19 protein-coding genes are annotated in these 20928 nt (G+C 33.7%); 13 read left to right on the top strand and 6 right to left on the bottom strand.

The genetic code is table 11. The features are described from left to right. Positions 1-278 precede the first annotated feature (278 nt). From IGJ11_RS06445 to IGJ11_RS06430, 4 genes are all read left to right on the top strand, one after another. Positions 279-1352, top strand: coding sequence for an ABC transporter permease (locus IGJ11_RS06445; RefSeq protein WP_034697946.1), 1074 nt, complete (start codon positions 279-281; stop codon positions 1350-1352). A gap of 3 nt (positions 1353-1355) precedes the next feature. Beyond that, positions 1356-2045 carry an ABC transporter ATP-binding protein gene (locus IGJ11_RS06440; protein WP_010737568.1) on the top strand — a complete coding sequence of 230 codons (690 nt, stop codon included), beginning with the start codon at positions 1356-1358 and terminating at the stop codon, positions 2043-2045. Further along, the gene (locus IGJ11_RS06435; RefSeq protein WP_010719171.1) at positions 2038-2652 is read left to right on the top strand and encodes a TetR/AcrR family transcriptional regulator; all 615 of its coding nucleotides are present in this window, start codon (positions 2038-2040) and stop codon (positions 2650-2652) included. Before IGJ11_RS06440 ends, IGJ11_RS06435 begins: the two co-directional genes overlap by 8 nt. Before the next feature lie 208 nt (positions 2653-2860). Then, on the top strand, positions 2861-3439 hold the full coding sequence (locus IGJ11_RS06430; protein ID WP_063627108.1) for an SGNH/GDSL hydrolase family protein: 579 nt from the start codon (positions 2861-2863) through the stop codon (positions 3437-3439). Positions 3440-3566: 127 nt separating this feature from the next. Here the strand turns inward: IGJ11_RS06430 and IGJ11_RS06425 are convergent, their stop codons facing one another. After that, complete coding sequence (locus tag IGJ11_RS06425) at positions 3567-4439, bottom strand: MurR/RpiR family transcriptional regulator (RefSeq protein WP_096709126.1); 873 nt, start codon at positions 4437-4439, stop codon at positions 3567-3569. 201 nt (positions 4440-4640) lie between these two features. Here IGJ11_RS06425 and IGJ11_RS06420 point away from each other — a divergent pair, with 201 nt between their 5' ends. The 9 genes from IGJ11_RS06420 (at position 4641) to IGJ11_RS06380 (ending at position 12030) form a co-directional block, all read left to right on the top strand. Continuing rightward, complete coding sequence (locus tag IGJ11_RS06420; protein WP_178286267.1) at positions 4641-5678, top strand: Gfo/Idh/MocA family oxidoreductase; 1038 nt, start codon at positions 4641-4643, stop codon at positions 5676-5678. A gap of 158 nt (positions 5679-5836) precedes the next feature. Then, positions 5837-6130 (top strand): hypothetical protein, encoded by a 294-nt coding sequence (locus IGJ11_RS06415; RefSeq protein WP_034697939.1) that lies wholly within the window; start codon positions 5837-5839, stop codon positions 6128-6130. A gap of 171 nt (positions 6131-6301) precedes the next feature. Beyond that, complete coding sequence (locus tag IGJ11_RS06410; protein ID WP_010719176.1) at positions 6302-6532, top strand: hypothetical protein; 231 nt, start codon at positions 6302-6304, stop codon at positions 6530-6532. 170 nt (positions 6533-6702) lie between these two features. Further along, complete coding sequence (locus tag IGJ11_RS06405; protein WP_010719177.1) at positions 6703-7647, top strand: L-lactate dehydrogenase; 945 nt, start codon at positions 6703-6705, stop codon at positions 7645-7647. Positions 7648-7921: 274 nt separating this feature from the next. Continuing rightward, positions 7922-8404: a hypothetical protein gene (locus tag IGJ11_RS06400; RefSeq protein ID WP_207432196.1), complete on the top strand. Its 483-nt coding sequence runs from the start codon at positions 7922-7924 to the stop codon at positions 8402-8404. Positions 8405-8705: 301 nt separating this feature from the next. Next, positions 8706-9455: a hypothetical protein gene (locus IGJ11_RS06395; protein ID WP_438772455.1), complete on the top strand. Its 750-nt coding sequence runs from the start codon at positions 8706-8708 to the stop codon at positions 9453-9455. Between the two features lie 385 nt (positions 9456-9840). Beyond that, positions 9841-10362: a hypothetical protein gene (locus IGJ11_RS06390; RefSeq protein WP_207432198.1), complete on the top strand. Its 522-nt coding sequence runs from the start codon at positions 9841-9843 to the stop codon at positions 10360-10362. Positions 10363-10910: 548 nt separating this feature from the next. After that, positions 10911-11618, top strand: a complete 708-nt coding sequence (locus IGJ11_RS06385) for a hypothetical protein (RefSeq protein WP_251849134.1) — start codon at positions 10911-10913, stop codon at positions 11616-11618. Between the two features lie 214 nt (positions 11619-11832). Further along, positions 11833-12030 (top strand): hypothetical protein, encoded by a 198-nt coding sequence (locus tag IGJ11_RS06380; RefSeq protein ID WP_155727568.1) that lies wholly within the window; start codon positions 11833-11835, stop codon positions 12028-12030. A gap of 810 nt (positions 12031-12840) precedes the next feature. Here the strand turns inward: IGJ11_RS06380 and IGJ11_RS06375 are convergent. From IGJ11_RS06375 to IGJ11_RS06355, 5 genes are all read right to left on the bottom strand, one after another. Beyond that, the gene (locus IGJ11_RS06375) at positions 12841-13857 is read right to left on the bottom strand and encodes a hypothetical protein (RefSeq protein ID WP_207432202.1); all 1017 of its coding nucleotides are present in this window, start codon (positions 13855-13857) and stop codon (positions 12841-12843) included. Between the two features lie 510 nt (positions 13858-14367). Next, positions 14368-16416: a hypothetical protein gene (locus IGJ11_RS06370; protein WP_251849131.1), complete on the bottom strand. Its 2049-nt coding sequence runs from the start codon at positions 16414-16416 to the stop codon at positions 14368-14370. Between the two features lie 88 nt (positions 16417-16504). Continuing rightward, positions 16505-18178, bottom strand: a complete 1674-nt coding sequence (locus IGJ11_RS06365; RefSeq protein WP_063627098.1) for a hypothetical protein — start codon at positions 18176-18178, stop codon at positions 16505-16507. Positions 18179-18283: 105 nt separating this feature from the next. Beyond that, on the bottom strand, positions 18284-19996 hold the full coding sequence (locus IGJ11_RS06360) for a hypothetical protein (RefSeq protein ID WP_063627097.1): 1713 nt from the start codon (positions 19994-19996) through the stop codon (positions 18284-18286). A 556-nt stretch (positions 19997-20552) separates the two neighbouring features. Further along, positions 20553-20837, bottom strand: a complete 285-nt coding sequence (locus IGJ11_RS06355; RefSeq protein WP_174270245.1) for a hypothetical protein — start codon at positions 20835-20837, stop codon at positions 20553-20555. Positions 20838-20928: the final 91 nt, after the last annotated feature.

The following is a 20928-nucleotide window of genomic DNA, read 5'->3' as shown; positions in this document are numbered from 1 at the left end:
TTCTATTTTATTATTGTAGCTTATTTTTCGTTTTTCTTCTATTTCCTTTTACTGATATCTATTTATACCAACGTTTATTTGCTCATGATTCATATATATATAGTAACATCGCCAACTATAAGAAAAACTGTAACCAATAAACAGAAAGACAATGATCTTGTAGTATGAACGAATTGTTTTATGAGTTTTGTTTAGTGACATTTTGTCACTGTTGCGCTATACTTTTCTACAGTGACAAAATGTCACTATCGAAAAAGGAAAATGTAGGAGGGAAAGTAATGTTTTTAGCAATGAAAGAAATGAAATACGCAAAACTACGATACGGACTCATTATCGGTATCATGTTCTTGATTGCTTATGTCGTTTTCATGCTATCAGGTCTAGCAAGTGGATTAGCAGAAGAATTTAAAAAAGCGATTGATGATTGGGGTGCTCAAGAAATCGTTTTGTCCGAAGATGCTAATCAAGTGTTTGCAGCATCTCAATTGACAAGAGGTGACCTTGATCAAGTAAATGCGAAAGAAAAAGCACCGATTGGCTTATTCAGTGGAGCAATCAAGGGCAAAAACAAAGAAAATGTGACAGTCTTTGGTACGACTAACGATGCCTTTTTATTACCTAAAATCACAGATGGTCGGATGTTTGATAAGAAAAATGAAATAATTATCTCCCAAAATCTGGCACAAGATCAATATAAGTTGGGAGATCAAATCAAAATCGGTAGCGATGACCAAGCATTTACGATCGTTGGAATTTTTCCTGCCACTTATTATACGGTCTCACCAGTCATCTATACAGATCTAGAAACTTGGACACAATTAAAATATGGAGCCCAACCGTTTGCTTCAGATGACAAAAAGCCGATCAATGCGATCGTGACCAAACAATCAGCTGCAATTGATAAAGATGGCGCATCAAAAGATTTACAAAAACTGACGATTCCTGATTTTATTGAAAGTCTTCCAGGTTATTCTGCACAAAATATGACACTAAATGCAATGGTTTACTTCTTGTTTCTTGTCGTAGCAGCAGTAGTTGGCATTTTTATGTATGTCATCACTTTACAAAAAACGGCGATCTTTGGCGTAATGAAAGCTCAAGGGATTCGCAATTCATTTATTGCTAAATCGTTGATTGCACAGTCATTTGTTATTGGAGTCATTGGTGTCGCCTTAGCAGTTCTAGCTGCTTATCTAACTAGCTTGTTTTTACCAAGTGCGATGCCATTCGCTATTTTCTGGACACAATGGTTGCTATATAGTGGGGTCTTACTCGTTGTAGCAGTTGTAGGCGGCGTCTTCTCAATACGCACGATCACAAAAGTGGACCCAATCACCGCCATAGGAGGGTAAAAAATGAAGAATATTTTAACGATGAAAAATATCGTCAAGACTTTTGGTAGTGGACATACCGAAGTGACTGCACTAAAAGGAATTAATTTTAATGTCAAACAGGGAGAATTTGTCAGCATCATCGGTCCCTCTGGTTCTGGAAAGAGTACTTTCTTAACCATTTCCGGTGGGCTACAAACACCTACTTCTGGAGAAATCGCCATTAATGGTCAGTCTTTTTCCGATTTATCTGAGAAAAAAAGAGCCGATTTACGTTTTAAAGAAATTGGGTTTATTTTACAAAGTTCTAATTTGATTCCATTTTTAAAGGTCAAAGAACAATTTTATTTAGTTGATCGAGTCAGCCATCAGAAACAAAACGAAACAGTGATTGATGACTTATTGAAATCATTAGATATTTATGATCTAAAAGAAAGCTATCCTCGAGATTTATCTGGTGGAGAAAGACAACGTGTAGCGATTGCTCGTGCGTTGTTCAATGACCCTAGTTTGATCTTAGCAGATGAGCCTACCGCTAGCTTAGATACAGATCATGCCTTTGAAGTAGTCAAGTTACTTGTCAAAGAAGCACATGAAAAACAAAAAGCAACAGTCATGGTTACACATGATGCTCGGATGATCAAATGGAGCGATCGTGTCTACCGAATGAAAGATGGTGATTTGATCGAAGAAACGGAGGGATGGGATGCCTAAATCGACATTTCTTAATCTGCCGAATGAGAAGAAACAACGGCTTATTGAAATTTTACTTGAAAATTTTTCAGCTCGACATATTAGCCAAGTAAAAGTTGCAGATATTGTCGAAGATATGGCTATGTCAAGAGGGGCCTTTTATAAGTACTTCGAAGACTTGGAAGATGCCTATACCTACACGATCCAGTATTATTCGATTCAAATCCATCGAGATATTCTGAAATATATCAGTCAAAACAAGCAAGACTTTTTTCAAGGAATTGAAAATTACCTTGCGTGGTGTAGTGAACTGGAACAAAAAAGTAGTTATTGGCAGGCCATCCGCTTTTTAACGAGAAGTGATGATTTTACCAATCACCAAAGAACCAAGCCTTCTGCTGAATCAGGAAGATTAAAGGAATGGTTTAAGTTACTGAAGGCAAATGGTTTTCACATTACTTCGGAAGAAGAAGCAATAAGCTTTTTATATTTCGTCATGGATCTTGTGATCAATTCATTGACGGATTACATTGCGAATGACTGGACTACTGATGAGTTGTTGCAAGATTATCGTTACAAGGTAAAATGGCTGCAAAGAGGTTTGAAAACCGAACGAAGTGAATCTTGAATCCACTCGATTCATTTGTTAGCCGTTTCTTTTTAACTGGTAAGTAGTGTCCGTATTCAGAAAAACACTTCGATACTTCTTTGTGTCATCATCGATAACCAAATAAAAACCTTCGATAGAAAGTTCTTATAGTTGAGAGCAACGATTTTTCCTTTTTGATTCTCCGTGATAGAATTTTTATTGTAAGAAAAGAAAAGGGATGACACAGATGAAGAAAATTATACTATTTGGTGATAGCATTGCTGCTGGATTGTACCAAGGGGAGGTCGTCCATGCATTGGACCATGCGTTATCAACGACCTTAAATGCTTTAGGACAAGCTGATTTTAAGATCATTAATTTAGGAAAAAGAGGAGATTCAACGACAAGCAGCCTTGAACGATTGTCTCAACTTCCCCAAGATGAACGTACAGCTGACTACGTTGTTCTTAATGTTGGCGTTAATGATGCAATCAATCAAAGAGATAACCAAGAAACCTATCGAAAAAACTTGGAACAATTGATCAACTTTTTTAAACATAGCCAAGTGATTTTGATAGGGCCTAGTTACGTTGATGAAAAGATCAAAACCCAAACAATTCCTGAGATCTTAGTAGAGTATACTCAGATCGCAAAAGAAGTAGCAGATGAGAACAAAGTAAGTTTTATTGATTTTTATCATTATGAAAAATCTTTTGAGGACCCAACACTTTACTTGCAAGACGATGGGTTACATCCTTCGAGGTTAGGCTATCACTTGCTAGGTGCTTTGATTGCACAATGTATCCAGCAAAAAGAACAAAAATAATCTACAGACCGAGTACCTCAATCTTTGCAGTACTCGGTCTGTAGATTTTTAGTTTCAAGTTTTATCATGACAAAAAGAATGAAGCGCGCTCTATTGGCTTTGACATACGGTAATAAACAACTGTTTTCTAATGGCGATATTCCTTCAACAAACCTTTTTGGATCAAGTCTTGTTTTTGTTTGAGATTCTGGATGTTTTCTTGATAGTTTTGTGCATACATCACGGAATAAAGAGTGTTTAAAACATAGTCGAAGGCAATTTGTGAGGAAAATGTTGCCACTTTAGCAAAATCTAATTCATCTTGCGTAACGATGAGTTTCATCGTTGCTTGTTTTGCCATTTCTGAATGTTCATTTCCAGTGATCAATACAGTTTTAGCACCCACATGGTTTAAATGCATCATAATTTTTTCATAATGGTGAATCCTTCCACTATAAGTTAGAAAGATGGCACAATCCTTTTCCGTTAAATTAGCTGCATTCCAAGAAGAATCACTATACTCTTCAGCTAATATCAAAAATTTATTGATCTTGATTAGTTTATTTTGAAATTTGCGTGCTGTGATTTGAGAATCCCCTTTGGCAAAAATAAACATGCGATTCGCTTGATTCAATGCTGTGGCAATCGCATCAATTGACTGTTTCTCCAATTGAAGCTGTGCTTTTTTGATAGATTGGATCGACAAATCGGCCATTTTTTTAGCGATCGATTGACTATCATCTTTATCGGTAAAAGGAAAGTTTGGATCAATGATTTGATTGAACTGGGCTTTCATCTGATGTACTTCACGACCAAATTCAAAACGAAATTCTCTAAAACCAGAAAAACCCAATTTTTTACATAAGCGAATAATGGCTGAATGCGAAGTATACGTCGCTTTTGCCAATTCCTCGATTGTCATATAAACAGCTGTTTCTCTGTTTGCTTTGAGATAATCAGCAATTCTTTTTTCTGTTGTTGTAAATGCTTCTTGTCGTATCAATTGGTCTTCGATTAACATATGCTCACCTTCCTCATCCATCTTACTGAATATCCCTCTTTTTGACTACTATTTTTTGTGTAGGTTAAACATACCTGTCGATTATTCACTTAAAAAGATCACTTTCTTGAACATTTTTTTCTAACTGCGCTCAAATTAACTTTTAAAGGGACCGGTCATTTATACTGATAGTAGTTAAAAACAAAAATTGGAGGAAAACGTATGTTAACAATTGCCTATCTAGGAAATGGAAAAAGTACCAACCGCTATCATTTACCTTTTTCACGAAAACTAAAAGATAAGATCAAAATCAAAACGATCTTTTCACGTTCAGAACCCACTTGGGAAACATTTGAGGATATCCATTACACCAATCAATTGGAAGATCTATGGAACGATCCAGAAATCCAACTAGTTGTCATTACGACTCCGAGCCAATTTCATTATGAATATGCTAAATTAGCATTAGAGCATGGAAAAAATGTCCTGGTTGAAAAACCGTTTGCTGAAACTTCTGCAGAAGCGAAAGAGTTATTTGAGCTAGCGAAGCAAAAAGATTTATTTATCCAGTGTTATCAAAATCGTCGTTTTGATTCTGATTTCTTGACCGTACAAAAAGTGTTAGAAAGTGGAAAATTAGGCGATATTTTAGAAATTGAGATGCATTATGATTATTTCAGACCTGAAGTTCCTGAATCGGCAACGGAATTTTCAACAGTCAATAGTTATCTCTATGGTCATGCTTGTCACACAGTAGATCAAGTAATTTCTTACTTTGGCGAACCAGATGACATCCACTATGATGTGCGCCAATTATTAGGAACGGGACGAATGAATGATTATTTCGATTTAGATTTTTATTATGGAACAATGAAAATCTCTGTCAAATCAAGCTATTTTCGTATTAAGGAACGCCCAAGCTTTGTGGTTTATGGGAAGAAAGGGATGTTTGTAAAACAGACAAAAGATCGACAAGAAGAGCATCTTAAACTATTTTATTTCCCAGACCATCAAGATTTTGGTATTGATTTACCAGAACACTACGGCACACTTACCTATATGGACCAAAACGGATACTATCATGAGGAAAAAGTGATTTCTGAAGTAGGGGACTATAGTCGGGTCTATGAGGGCGTCTATGAAACGCTCATAAACGGAGCCGAAAAAGTAGTGAAAGACGAAGAAACACTTCTACAAATGAACATTTTAGAAACAGGGATCAAAGAGATCCAGGAAAAAGAAGCGCAAGCAAACAAATAAACCATTCACTGTTTATGATCATTCTGAAGGATTAAGCAAAGATTGATGAGAAACAAAAAAACAAAACCATTAAAATATGATGGGGAGGACACCTCATGTTTTGACAGTTATTTTGTTCTTATGTACTATAAAATAAATAACTGCAAGGAGGAATTCTCATGACAAATTATAACGGCGAAAAAGGCAAACGTTTAAGAGGTTCGATGGCGCCTAAAACCGATGATGAAGTAGCATTAGCAGGGACAAATTCTGGTGAAACAGAAAACAAACAAGAATCGTTATCTGGCACAAACTCTGGCGAAGCCAAGGATGTCGCTTTATCTGGTTCTAATTCGGTTGAAGAGGAAGAACCAAAGAAACCGAATGCTTTTGAAAAAGAAGTGGAAAAATTAGCGGAAGAAGTAAAAGAAAAATTTGAAGAATTGACATCTAAAAAAGATACTAAAAAATAGATTTGTCAGTTGCTAGTGATCCTATGAAAAAGACAGCTTTTACGCTGTCTTTTTTTATCCAAAAACTATTTTTCCGATTTTAGAAAAAAATGGTGTCTGCGCTTACCTTCTTTGTATTATGCTTTATTTATGAGAATAAATTTTTCTCAGCTAAACATTAGGAGGTAATATATGGAAAATTTTGGGTTACAGTTAATCAATTCGAGTGTGCTTGGACAAACCGATTTCATAAGTCTATTCACGACTTATTTATCAGATTATATGTATTTGTTCTTAGGTGGAGCCGTTCTATTTGTTATTTTGATGTTGTTATTAAGTAAAAAAATGTCCGATAAGCCAGCAAATAAAAGCGGATCTTCAAAAGGTGCTTCTAAGCAAAGCCAATATAAACGAATGAAATAGATCTTATTTTACTTTGAACAGATTGTTAGTTTACTAATAATCTGTTTTTTTGCCATAACTATAAAAAAATATTATAGTAACTATAAATATCATTATATTGAAAAATGTTTCTATTCGAACTATAATTTTCATGAAAATAACATATGAGATGAAAAGGAGCGTGTATCAACATGAGAAAAACCAGTAGAAAAGTAGTGATCGTTGGAACAGGCTTTGTGGGAACAAGTATTGCTTATGCCATGATCAATCAAGGAATTGCGAATGAATTAGTCTTGATCGATGTCAACCAAGAAAAAGCGGAAGGGGAAGCTTTAGACCTTTTAGATGGTATGGCATGGGGTGAAGAGAATGTTGCTGTTTGGTCAGGTGATTATAGCGAATGCAGCGATGCCGATCTAGTAGTAATCACAGCAGGTATCAACCAAAAACCAGGACAAACTCGTTTAGATTTAGTGAAAACAAATGCTGGAATTATGAAGGATATTGTTCGACAAATCATGGGAGCAGGATTCAACGGAATATTAGTTGTTGCTTCTAATCCAGTAGATATTTTGACTTGCATTGCGTGGAAAGAATCAGGGTTACCTTCTTCTCGAGTAATCGGAACAGGAACAACATTAGATACAACTCGTTTTAGAAAAGAAATTGCCTTGAAACTTTCTGTCGATCCTCGTAGCGTTCACGGCTATATTTTAGGTGAACACGGCGATTCTGAAGTAGCAGCTTGGTCCCATACAACAGTTGGCGGAAAACCAATCATGGAATTTGTCGAAAAAGATCATCGAATCGACGAAAAAGACTTAGATATCATTGCTGATAAAGTTAAAAATGCTGCCTATGAAATCATCGATCGAAAAAAAGCAACTTATTATGGAATTGGTATGAGTACAGCACGAATTGTCAAGGCTGTATTAAACAATGAACAAGCTGTATTACCAGTTTCTGCTTATTTATCTGGTCAATATGGAGTGAAAGATATCTTTACAGGTGTTCCATCCATCGTTGATGAAAAGGGTGTAAGAGAAGTTATTGAATTATCAATTACACCAGAAGAAGAACAAATGTTTAAACAATCTGTCAATGAATTAAGAAACGTATTAAACACCGTGAGATAATTGAATGAAAATAAAAAGGAGAATGAGCGTTTTGCTCGTTGTCCTTTTTATTTTTGTTTTAGAAAAAATAATTCTCTAGGAGAAAGTGAATTGTAATAAAATGATAGCATATTAGGTAAATTTTTTTGGAAATGCATTTGAAACAACAGGAAAAAAATGAAGGAGGTGATTGATTTAGAGCAGAATAAGATTATTTTTTTTTAAATTAGATGCAATAAATATTCTTTCTTCACTTATGATTATTTTATTCTAGAAAAAGGAGATAAGTACTATAATGCCTAAAGATAATGCTGAGTTGATAAAAAAAGAAATTGAATTACGTTCAAAAATTGCTGGGGCAAGTGCTAAAGAAGATTTTTATAGTACCATGAGAGTGAGGCTTGAGCCACTAAAAGGTATGGATAGATTTAATCCTTCTAAACGAAAAGAATACCGAAATATAAAAAAATTTATAAAAACTATAGAAAAACATACTAAAGAAGCATCGTCAAACAAGGAGGGTTATATACAACAATTGCAAGAGTTAGATAAACAACTTAAACAAGGAACTCTTCGGAATTTTGAACAAATAAGAGGAAAATCTAAAGAAGAAATTACTATATTACAAGATTCTACTCATAATATGAATAGAACGCCTACTCGTCCACCTCGGGCATTTGAACAAATAAAGGGAGGCTCAAAATCACCTGCTCCATTGCCTCATTCTACCCCTAATATGGATAGACCACCATCTTTGCCACCTAGAGTTGGAAGATAGACTTCATACATAAATAAGAAAAAAGAAACATATTAAACACTGTGATATAATTAAATAAAAAATAAAAAGGAGAATGAGCGTTTTGCTGCTCGTTGTCCTTTTTATTTTTGTTTTAGAAAAAATAATTCTCTAGTAGAAAGTGAATTGTAATAAAATGGTAGAGTATTAGGTAAAGTTTTCGGAAAATGCATTTAAAACAACAAGAAAAAAATGAAGGAGGTAATTGATTAAAAGCGTGATCAGCTTAAAAAGAATAAAAGACGACTGGTAAAATTACTAAATAAACGAAAGGAGATAGTATATGGAAAAGCAGAATACTCAGGAGTCAAGAAGCGGATTAGAAGAATCTGCAGTTCAACAAGATATTCACTCTATACATATAGAGCAAACCGTATCTGATAGACAACAAAAAGATCAATCAGAGATGATGTATGTAAAATTAGTAGGTTTGCCTAAAGCGGATGTCAACCAGATTTCAGTAACTCCAGGAAAAAGAGTTCAGCCTGTGTACAAAACTCCAGAGCAGTTTAAAGCTTTTTTGAGTGAGCTTATAAAGCCATCAACAACATCGTCACATTCTTATGAACATCTGCTTCCAACACAAGGAGCACCTGCTTCACTACATCAGGATATGGAGCCAGCTCCACCTTCACCAGTTCCACCTTCGCCGTTTCGAAGTAGTGTACTTCGAAATATGAAGCCAGCTCCAACTTTACCACCTCGGGCGTTTGAACAAATAAAAGATAGCGCTATGGGAGTCCCAAAACCACCTACTCCATTGCCGCGTTCTACCCCTAATATGGATAGACAGCCCACTAGTCCATCTCGGGCATTTGAACAAATAAAAGATAGCACTATGGGAGGCTCAAAACCACCTGTTCCATCGCCGCGTTCTACCCCTAATATGGATAGACAGCCCACTAGTCCATCTCGGGCATTTGAACAAATAAAAGATAGCACTATGGGAGGCTCAAAACCACCTGTTCCATCGCCGCGTTCTACCCCTAATATGGATAGACCACCTGTTTTGCCACCTAGAGCTGAAAGATAGACTTCATACATAAATAAGAAAAAAAGAAACTACTTAGCATAATATATAGAAGAGAAGTCATTGAATTATCAATTACACCAGAAGAAGAAATGTTTAAACAGTCTGTCAATGATTTAAGAAACGTATTAAACACCGTGAGATAATTGAATGAAAAAAAGGAGAATGAGTGTTTTGCTCGTTGTCCTTTTTATTTTTGTTTTAGAAAAAATAATTCTCTAGTAGAAAGTGAATTGTAATAAAATGGTAGCATATTAGGTAAAGTTTTCGGGAAATGCATTTGAAACAACAAAAAAAATGAAGGAGGTGATTGATTTAGAGCGTGATCAGCTTAAAAAGAATAAAAGATGACTGGTAAAATTACTAAATAAATGAAAGGCGATAGTATATGGAAAAGCAGAATACTCAGGAGTTAAGAAGCGTATCTGATGGGCAGAAAAATACTTTAGACAAAGATCAATCGAAGATGATAGATGCAGAGCTAGTAGGCTTGCCTGAAGGAAGAGTTAAACAGAAACCGATAAATAATATAGGGGAGTCCCTTAAAAAGAATAAGTTAGACATGGATGAAAATACGGGATGGGGCACCACAGAGAGATACTCTGAAAAAACACAACCTAATCCGCAAACTAACAGCCATTACAAGTCTTTTTTAAATGAACTTATCCGCAAATCAGCGGAAAGAAAGAGTGTACAAAATTCAGCAAATGGGGTAGAGACTGACAATATCTTGAGCAGTGGGAATTCTCAGTCCGTTATGATAAATAAATCTTTGTATCATTTGAATGGACGAGCAGGCATTATTACAAATGTCACGCCCGAGACAAGACACAATATTGATAAAACTACTGGATCTGACACCAATATAGCTTCTCCCGTTTCACAGACTTCTTATAATATCAATAGGTAACCTGCATGGTCGGTTGATGAGATAAACAATTGAAAAAATAATGTAAAAATTTAAGGAGATGATTTAAATTTAAACGTCATCAGCGCCGTATGAATCAACTAAACGCACTTGAAGAAGGGCGTAGGCCGGATCTGTATCACGTTGATCATGTATATTTGATTTTATATGAGGGGATATTACATAGAGCTGCGATAGGCATGTTTCTGGAAAACACGAGTATGAAAAAATTATAGATGAAAATGATTCTCAAAAAAGACAGAACGTGGACGAACAACAGAGTGAATTTTTATTATGTTAAGGATCTACTTGGCATAATGTATACAATGTAATCAATTTTTAGTGACTCGCTACTTGTATAATAGTGGTGCACTGATCCCTACAGTGTATAATAGAGAAATGCTATATCAGAAATACGATACATTTTTTGTTTCATTTAGATCGGCAGGGATTTAATTTTATGTTAATTTTTCTAATTCAGGGGAAAACAAGAAACACCATTATTGGTTTTTCTTATTTATAATTACAAATAAAAATAAAGGAAGAAAAAAATGAAAGAATTACAACCTACAAATCCTGTTAGCGAACAAGAATCACAAACTACAAATCCTGTTAACGAACAAGATATCGAAGATCGTATAAATCAAGTTTTGCAACAAAATGGTGGGAATCGTCCAATAGTATCAAGAAATATTTTTTCTAGAAGTAAAAAAACATACTTAGATTTCTTAAACAAGATAGAATCGCTTGGAGATGACCCACACAGTCAACGTTTAATAATGTTGCTTGAAGAAATGAACGAAGTTAACAAAAATTTAAACAAAAATGACTTTAAAGGCCTGTACCTTAGAGATCGAAAAGAAATTTACGAAAACTTTATTAAAGAAGCAGGATCAGATGTTTCAGAAATATTATCCTCTCAAAAAAAATTTCGATATAATGACGCTCTTAAAATAGCACTAGCCGGACTGTCTGTCCAAGATAACTCAAGCCCAAAAGAAGAATTGTCTAAAGAAAATAAAGCATGGGTAAAATTTTTTTCTCTATTCAATGAAACGCAACGTGTTTGGATAAATGGACCTGCTCCAATACAACCTGATCATGACGACAACATTAAAAAATTACAAAATCAATCAAAAAAATTTGACGAAATCAGAGCTATGAGGAAAGTCGAGAAACTTTCCGAAAACGAACAAAATAAAGCAATCAATAAAAACCCTTCCAAAGAAAAATCAGAAGGTTCTTTCGTAGAAAGATAGAATTCATACATAAACAATAAAAAATAAAGAAAGAGCGACTAATCTGTATGTCTAGTTGCTCTTTCTTTATTTTTTCTTTTACTCTTTTTATTATTTCTTCGGTAAAACTGTCAAATTAGATTTATTCTCTAAATTAAAGTTGTCAGATGGATTTTGTTTAATAATTCTTCATTGTACAGTTCAAAATCAAAGAAATCTCTCATTGAAATTCCTAATGTCGCTTTATAGAACTAAAAAGTGGGTAGAAAAACAAGTATCGGTATCATTAGCGGTCTTAGACGAGTGTTGGAATGATTCAGGTTGTTATGTCGCTGGTTTGATTGCTAACGGACGTAAACGTATGACAAAACAACACAAACAAATGATCGAGAATTATAAGAACGCTGTTGATATGATCTTTAGTAAGGAGTGACTTGTATGAAATTGAAATGTAAAGATTGTGATTGTAGTATGGAAAAATGTATCTCTTTGTGGAAAGATCAAAAAAGTGTTGTCCAGATTATGATTGTTTTATTGTAGAGAATGTCACATGTGAATATTGTGGAGTTTTTGTTTCTAATTTTGTAAATTATGGATATGGACTTTATAGACAGATAAAAAATTAAATCGTGTTTAAATCTTGTCAAACACGATTTAATTGATATTTTATAATACAAAATAATTTTAAAATTTTGCAATGGTTCGAAAGAGTCATTTTTTTATCTTTTTAGTTTGATTTCGATTTGATGGGGGTTTAATTCACTTTGAATCTACTTTGTATAATATATATTATGTAAACTAAAATATAAAATTTTTATTTCCTTCCTTTAAAAAGCCACAAACCCTCTCTTCTTGCTATTTATTCTATTTCTTTTTACCAGATAGTATAAAAACGATTCTTTTCTTGTTCAACTAATCAGTTATATATATACGCATGCATAAACCATTTAGAATTAAAGCTATCTAGAAATCATTCACACCAAAAATAGATTTTGATGTGAATTTATCTATCCATATTTTGTTAGAGCAATGATTGATAGATGTATCCTAGAAAGTAGTGTTTTATCAGTTGATTAATATACCTTTAAAGTGTAAGAACGATTATATGGGGTTATAGACTGTTAAATAAGACTATGATTTATAGCAATCATTCATGCTATTTTAAGAATCCATTTGCATCATTATTGTGCAACAATTCAACTTAATTTTTAAAGAGATACTATAATCAAGGAACATTAGTTTTTTATCTGTCTATATTAGTATAATTTAGTGATGTCAAAGTCAAACTAGGAGATGTTTGTGCATTTCTTGCTTTAGTAGCTTTAGTAGCTTTAGCAGCTAAAGAGCCTTGTGTAAGATTGTTTTCTGGTTTGTTTTCCAAAATTTGTTTTCTTTTAACTATATCAACTACTTTTCGAATCGATTCTAAACATTTTTCATCGACTCTTACGGCTTGATTTTCCCCACATTCTTTCGGTAAATTTTTTAGAAGTGCCACATCGTTCCATACAAAACTTCGATTAATTTCCTGCACTCCTTCAGCAATTAAGGTCGCCCGCCCCTTTTCATGGTCAACCTTATATAGGTTATTGTTCCCAAAATATAGTAATGGCTCGTCTTTGTCATAACCGCTCTTGTTTTTAGCATCTAATGGATAATATACTACCGGTTCATTTTTACTTAGCCATTCCTGAAGTTTACGTTTTGAGTGATCAGTATGTTGTACCTCTCCATCATTTTGGTGATGTTCCTGGTCTTTATCGTTTAAAGAACCAACTATATTTATTAGTTCATTTTCTTTTTCTGTTGTCACCCATATAAACCGTGATTTTTTTCTATTAAACAGTTCGTCCAGACCAAATTTAATTAAGGTTGTTTCTTGATTCTGTTGTTTATTGTCTATGACTAGTTTTGTTGAACCGTCACTAAATTTAACGTTACTCGTAATCAATTTTCCATGACAATTTAAGTAGGACTTTTTTTTATTAACAATTTCCTGGCTTGAAATGATCTTATAAAGCTTCTCCTCTTTATGATCATAATATAATAACTGATTTTTCTCGGTATTTTTCGATTTTTTGGGCAGTTTCATGTGTAGTTGTTCATGAAAGTCGTTCTCGTCTCTCTGCTCAAATTGCTGATGAAACCTTAACCCATTCTCCTGTGTTAAATGTTTATGTTCTTGGATTTGATCATCAGAAAATGCCAGAGATAAATATCGTTCCTCTGGTGATAATTTGTCGCTTTTCCTCATCGTCATATTCCCTCTCCTTTTATGGCCTTGTATAAAAGTTCGTTTATTTACAGTCGTACTAGTTTTCTTTGCGTTTTTCAAGTAATTACTGAAACAAACAGCTTTTATCCGCTTTCCATTCTATATCTACACTTCAGCTAAAATAAAACTTTTATTTCAAAATGATAAAACAAAAAGGTCAGTGATTCTAATTTTGTTATCTGAAGATAGTCTATTCACCTACATACAAGACGTAATCACATATTTTTGAACGATCATTCGTTGAATCATTCTATTCAAAAACTAATAAAAAAACATCAAAGATAGTAGCTACTACTGTCTTTGATGTCCTTAAACACGGTTAGAATATTCTATTTTCTAGTAAATAGCTCAGCATAAAAATAGCAAAAATTAAATAATAATGGAAATAAAATTTTTTGTACTAATGTTCCCCACTTTAAGGCTACCACATAACTAGTAAAGCAAATAAAAATCACTCGTTCTTCTTATTCAATAAATCCGAATGCTACAATCATTTTATCTAGATGGGGCTTCATTACTACCTTTTTGAGGAGGTTGCGGTGCAGGACGCTTTTGAGTGTGTCCAACAGTGTTGCTTTGAGTATTGCTACTAAGTTCGTGTGATGCTATTGCGTGTGTTGTCAAATCAATCAAATTGCTTAATGAATTTCTACCTTGAGCAATGTTACTAGTACTTCGTTCGGGTAATAGTTGTGTGTACCCTGTCAAATCTTCTAACGACTTACTATCTTGAATGCTGTGACTAGCGCCAGGTTCGTGTGATGCTTTTGCGTGTGTTGTCAAATCAATCAAATTTCTTAACGAATTTCTACCTTGAGCAATGTTACTAGTAAGTCGTTCGGGTAATGGTTGTTTGTACTTTGTCAAATCTTCTAACGACTTACTATCTCGAACGATGTGACTAGTGCCAAGTTCGTGTGATGCTTTTGCGGGTGTTGTCAAATCAATCAAATTTCTACCTTGAACGAAGTTGTTTATATTCGCTATGTCTAAGAATTTCGTGGCATTCTCAGCAGAGAGACTCCATATCATGGCATCTTTATTAGACGTCTTTGGTAATTTGTCTGCAATTACTTTATCCCCTAATTTGAGCTTGCCGTCTTGAAAATGTGCATTATCAGTAATCAGGATAGCCTTTTTTCCTTTATGACTAACTAAATATAAATTGTTCTTATTCAACAAAAGTGTACACGAATTTACATTTCTGTTTTCATGCTCTCGGGGTTTATGTAAATCTCTAGGAGAACGATTTCTAGGAAAATGTTTCTTGGCCTCATTCAAATAATTGATGTTCTTTTCAACTTCTCCTTTATCTATCCATATAAATCCGTTTGACATCTTTGATTTAAGGAATAAATTTATTTTTACATTTGTATCCCAGTCTTGGACTGCAATATGTTTTGCATTTGGTGAATTATAGAGATCCTTATCAGCAAGCAAATAAGCATTTTTGATTTTCACATTCTTACCATCTTGAGATTCAATCTCTAATTTATATAGTTTATCCCTCATGGTCCCTTCTTTATAATAAAATAGATCTTTTTGTTTATTGTGACTTTGATTTTTTGGTATTGATAATGATGAAAATGCTCTAACATCCACCTTAATCCATGGTTTACTCTTTATCTGTTGTCTATCTTCCATCATTTTAAACCCATTTAGCCGCTGATTAATCTCTTCTAAAGTAAGCGAATCGACGTACATCGTTGCCGTTCTATCTCTATTTTTACCCTCCCGAGTCCAACGTCTTTGAATGAAATTATTTGTATCAACCGTTGTCACATTGGAAGGCGAGAACAGATCAACTCTCAACCCTTGACTATTTCTTTTATAATATATCCCTTCTTTCTCTTCTATGTTATCTGCGAGGAGTTTCGACTTGCTGCTCTCAGTGTCCAATTGATAAAGTTTGCCTTTATGTACCATTAATTGAACATTTACACTAAGATCGGATGACGTACGCTGCGGGATTCCTATCTTGAGATTTTTACCAATGTAAGTTTCATCTGGTTCTGTTATTGTACGTGCTGTTCTCTCGGCTTTTTTTGCTTTTTTGTATTCGTTATCCTTTTTGATAATATCGTATACTACGCGTGAATGAACAAATAACGATTGAGCGTCCTTTGAGGGATTATTCTCCATTTCTACAGGTCCAATTAAATTTTGGTAGCTATTCTTTTCTTTACTTCCTTGCGTCAATTCACCATTTATATACTCTACATCTTCAGCAATTACATAAGCTTTTTTTTCTCCTTTTTGTGGGTCCAAATTTTCTATGAAATAAAGTTTCCCTTGGTATAAACATAATAGTTTATCTATTGGATCACCTTGGTGAATATTATCTATTGTTTTGCTTGGTAATTTTACCTTATTGGGCAATTGGGAAAACTTATTTCTATAGGTTGAAATTATATCAACCAAAAATACATGCTCGTTCACCACAATATTTTTATAAGGCTCTTTGTTTTGGTCTTCTGCGATTTGGTCCTTAGAAAAATTCAGATGATTATATAGTTCCTCTTTGCTCATGTTATTTTCTATCATAGAGAGCACACCTTTCTATTTATTGTTTTTCTAAAAAGATCATTTGTTTAATATCTGCAAGAAATAATCCTTCAATAAATTTCAATAATTACCTAGATGTTCCAGGTCTTGCTCCGATTGAAACGCATGAACGAGTTGGCATGTCCTGCTCTTGTACACCATGAGCGTGGTTTTTGATTTCTTTTTTTGCGTGCTCTTGCAAAGCAACTATAGTATTAGACCGAGTAATGTTCTTCGCTTGGATTATCTCCGCTATTTCCCTGATCTCAGAGGCGACATAGGGCGGGATTCTCCATTTCATGTTTTCATTAAATGGTAAGCTGTATACGAGTACTTGACTTCCTGATTTGAGCTTTTCATTTTCATAATACACATTATCAGCAACGATTATAGCCTCCTTTAGTCTATGATTAACTAAATACAAAGTGGCATCTTTCATCAAAAGTGTATGTTTATCCGTATGTCTGTTTTCATGAGTAAAAGTTTTCTGGGCTTCAACAAAATACGCCACTTTCTCTTCTATTACCCCTTTTGGCGCCCACATCATTCCGTGTGACAACTCTGCTTTAGCGAATAAATCTAATTTTAAATCTTTTCCAGAATCCTTCAATGCAAGACGCTTTGCATCTTGCAGATCATAGATGTGTTTATTAATAAGCAAGTGAGCTTTTTTAACTTTCCCATGAACGTTGGTTTCTAATTTATAAAGAGCTCTTTTATTTCGATCGTAATAGATTAGGTCTTTATCATTCTGAGGAGTCGGACTCTCTGGTATTTTTAACGATGAAAAGTCTTCAGGATTCACCTCCAACCATGGTTGACCTGCTATCTGGTCTTTCTTTCCCATAGTTTCAAAATCTTGCAAATTCTGATTAATCTTCCCTAGAGTATGCGATTCCATATGGATTGTTTCAGTTTTATTTCTTTTTTTATTCTTAAAATATTTTTTTAAAATATTATTTTTTTGAGCCTTTTCAACATAACCTTGAAATAGCTCCACTCTCAGACCTTGCTCATTTCTCTTGAAAAAATGAACACCTCGACGTTCTACTTTATCTGCGAGAAATTTTGACTGTTTATTTTTAGGGTCAATTTGATAAAGACTGCCTTTATACAACATTAATTGAACAGTCATTTTGGGATTACTTGATGTATACTTCGGGATCCCGATCTTAAGTCCTTTACCAATGTAAGTTTGATCTGGTTGCGCTATTCTACGATCTACCCCTTTGCTATTTTTTGCTTCTTGGAAAATTTCATTATTTCTGATGATACTACACACTAAATCCGGATGAACAAACATCGTGTGAGCACCATTTGTCTTATTTTTTGTCATCTTTGCATTAGTAACTAAATTTTGGTAGATATTAAACTTTTTGTTTGCTTGGAACAAGCGGTTTTTTCGATAACTTACATCCTCAGCAATTACATAAGCTTTTCCTTTTTCTTTAAATTGGTTCAAATTTTCTATGTAATAGAGTTTGCCTTGGTGTAAGTATAATAGTTTATCCCCTGGCTCACGATGATGAATCCCATAGATTTTTTCGCTTGGTATTTTTATATTATTGGGTAATTCGGAGAAAACATTTTTATGTTTTGAAATAAGATCATCCAAAAATATATGATCGTTTCCCTTAATCCATTCATGCGTTGCTTGTTGTTGGTCTTCTTTGATTTGCTCCTCAGAAAAATTTAGCCGGTTATACAGTTGATTCTCACCTGTCGACGTGGGGTCTTCACTTCGAATATTTATATTATCCATAGTGATTACACCTTCCTATCTAAAAATATACTTTATTTAATGCATTTTTAATAAGAAACTCTCGTTCTTCTTTATAATGCAATAAATCCGAATACTATAATCATTTTATCTAGACGTTCCCACAGGTCTGTCGGAAAGAGTCGGAGCCATACGTGTCTTTTTTGGACTATTTTTAGTAAGGGATTGAGTTTGGTTTTGAACATTTTTTTCAGTTTTAGTGAAGTTTTGTGCGTGCATTGTTAAACCTTCTAAAGAGTTTCTTGTTTGAACGATGTTCCTCGATTGGTTTATTTTTGCTATTTCAAAAATTTTAGAAGCTTTGTATGAAGATATTGGCCATTTCATATTTTCATTATGCGATAAGTTGGATAAGAGTATTTTATTATCTGATTTGATCTTACCATCTTCAAAATTGACATTAGCGGCAACATTCATAGCCACCTTTGATCTATGATCAACTAAATACAAATTGGTATCTTTCAACAAAAGTGTATATACATCTTTGTTTCTATTTTCATGAGTAATCATTTTTTGGAATTCAATAAAATGCGCCACTTTCTTTTCTATTTCCCCTTTTTGTGTCCACACCAATCCGGAAAACAACTTTGGTACAGGAAATAAATTCAATTTTATACTTTTATTGATATCGTTTAATGCAAGTTCGCTTTTATGAAGTTGTTTATCAAGGTGTTTATTAGTAAGCAAATAAGCTTTTTGGACTTTCCCACGATCGTTAATCTCTAACTTATAAAGAGCACTTTTGTCGTAATCATAATAGATTAGGTCTTTATCGTTGTGAAGGTTTGGATCTTTTACTATTGTTAACTTCTTTAACGATGATATGCTATCAACATCCACCTCAGGCCAAGGTTTACTTTCTATCTGTTCCTTCTTCTCCATATTTTTAAAATATTGTAAGCGCTGATTGATGTTCTCTAGGGTATCAGCTCTTACATACTTCGTTTGAGTTTTTTCTCTTTTTTCTTTAGTAAAAAATGATTTTATCAAACCTATATTGTGAGACTCTTTAAGAGTATTAGGTCTGAATAGCACCATTCTTAGCCCTTGCTCATTTCTCTTATAGATTGTTCCATCTTGAAATTTTACGTTATCTGCGAGTAGTTTTGACTGTTTATTTTGGCGGTCAATTTGATAGAGCTTATCTTCATGCAACATTAATTGAACTTTCATTTCCGGATCCCTAGTGCCATATTCAGGGGTCCCTATCTTAAGACGCTCACCAATATATGTTGGATCTGGTTGTGCTACTGTACGAGCTATCCCCTGAGTTTCTTTTGCATTTTCGAAAATTTCATTATTCTTGATAATATTGTACACTAAACTTGGACTAGCAAGTAACGTGCGAGTACCATTTTTCTTATTTTTTGTCATCTTAGTAAAATTAATTAAGGTTTGGTTGATGTTATGCTGAATGCTCGCTTGGAACAATCGTTTATCTCCATACCATACTTCCTCAGCAATTACATAAGCTTTTTTTTCTCCTTTTTGTGGGTCCAAATTTTCAATATAATAGAGTTTGCCTTTGTGTAAGCATAGTAGTTTATTCATTGGATTATCATCATGAATATTACGTATTTTTTCGCTTGGTATTTTTATATCATCGGGCAATTTAGAGAACTCATTTTGATGGTTTGAAATCATACCATCCAACAATATATGATCATTCACATCAATACGTTCACCTATTTTTTGTTGTTGATCTGTTTCGATTTCTTCTTCAGAAAAATTCAGATGTTCATACAGCTCCTGATCATTCGTTAACGTTGAACCCTCGATTTGATTATTTGTTTCCGGCATAATGATTGCACCTTCCTATTTATGTTATTTTTTGCATAAAAAAATAATCATTTGTTTAGTTCTTAACCTTATTAAATATCTGGCATATAAGATTTTGTCGAAACAAAAGATTTTTTAATGCGCTTTTATTTTATAATTATTATTAGTGAGAAATAATCCATTAATTTCCATAAATAGAAATAAAAAGCACCACAAGAAATAACTTGTTATTCTCTAATTTTTTATGAATTGTCGTACCCACTTCTTCGAGCTTTAGCTGTTAACTTGTCTAAAACGACAATTTTCATTCTTAAACATCTAATGTTCAAATCTTATAATCACTAACAAATCAATAACCGACATATTCACTATTGTTATAAGTAAGTGAGCTTAATTCCTTGATAATAAACGGACTTAACCTAGCATTTCCAATAAAAAAAGATCTTAAAACACAAATGTGTTCTAAGATCTTTAGTTATATATTTTACTAATTTATCATGATACTTTTATGATAAAGAAATTTCAAAGTGAATCATCAAGCTCTATTATAACTGTGAATGTGGTTTATTTCCGGTAATCAACCAAAATACTGATGCCATAATTGTGTCAATACGGGTAGAAAGTAAATGATTACTAGTGCTGCGATGACCATCAGTAATTGCTTACGTTGTTTCTTTCGTTTCAACAGACTACTTGTTTTGTGTAAAAAGTATGTGGCACTTTTCGCTCCAGCTGTTAGTGTTGATAGTAGCAGTGTAGGTGAGTAAGCCGTAGGGTCTTTCGTGATAGACAATAATTTCGTACCATATTCTGGATATTTTAATAATGCTTGATAAACAGCAACGATCGTGATCGTTCCCATCAAATAATTTAACAATGAATGAACTTTTTTCAAACGCTTAAACTCCTTATTTATAAATCGTATGTTATTTTTGGATAAATAAACCAACACT

The sequence above is a fragment of the Enterococcus sp. DIV0691 genome (genome assembly GCF_051711145.1).
Classification (GTDB): Bacteria; Bacillota; Bacilli; order Lactobacillales; family Enterococcaceae; genus Enterococcus_B; species Enterococcus_B hirae.
The sequence above is the reverse complement of the archived record's forward strand: the minus strand, read 5'-3'. Positions and strand labels throughout refer to the sequence as shown.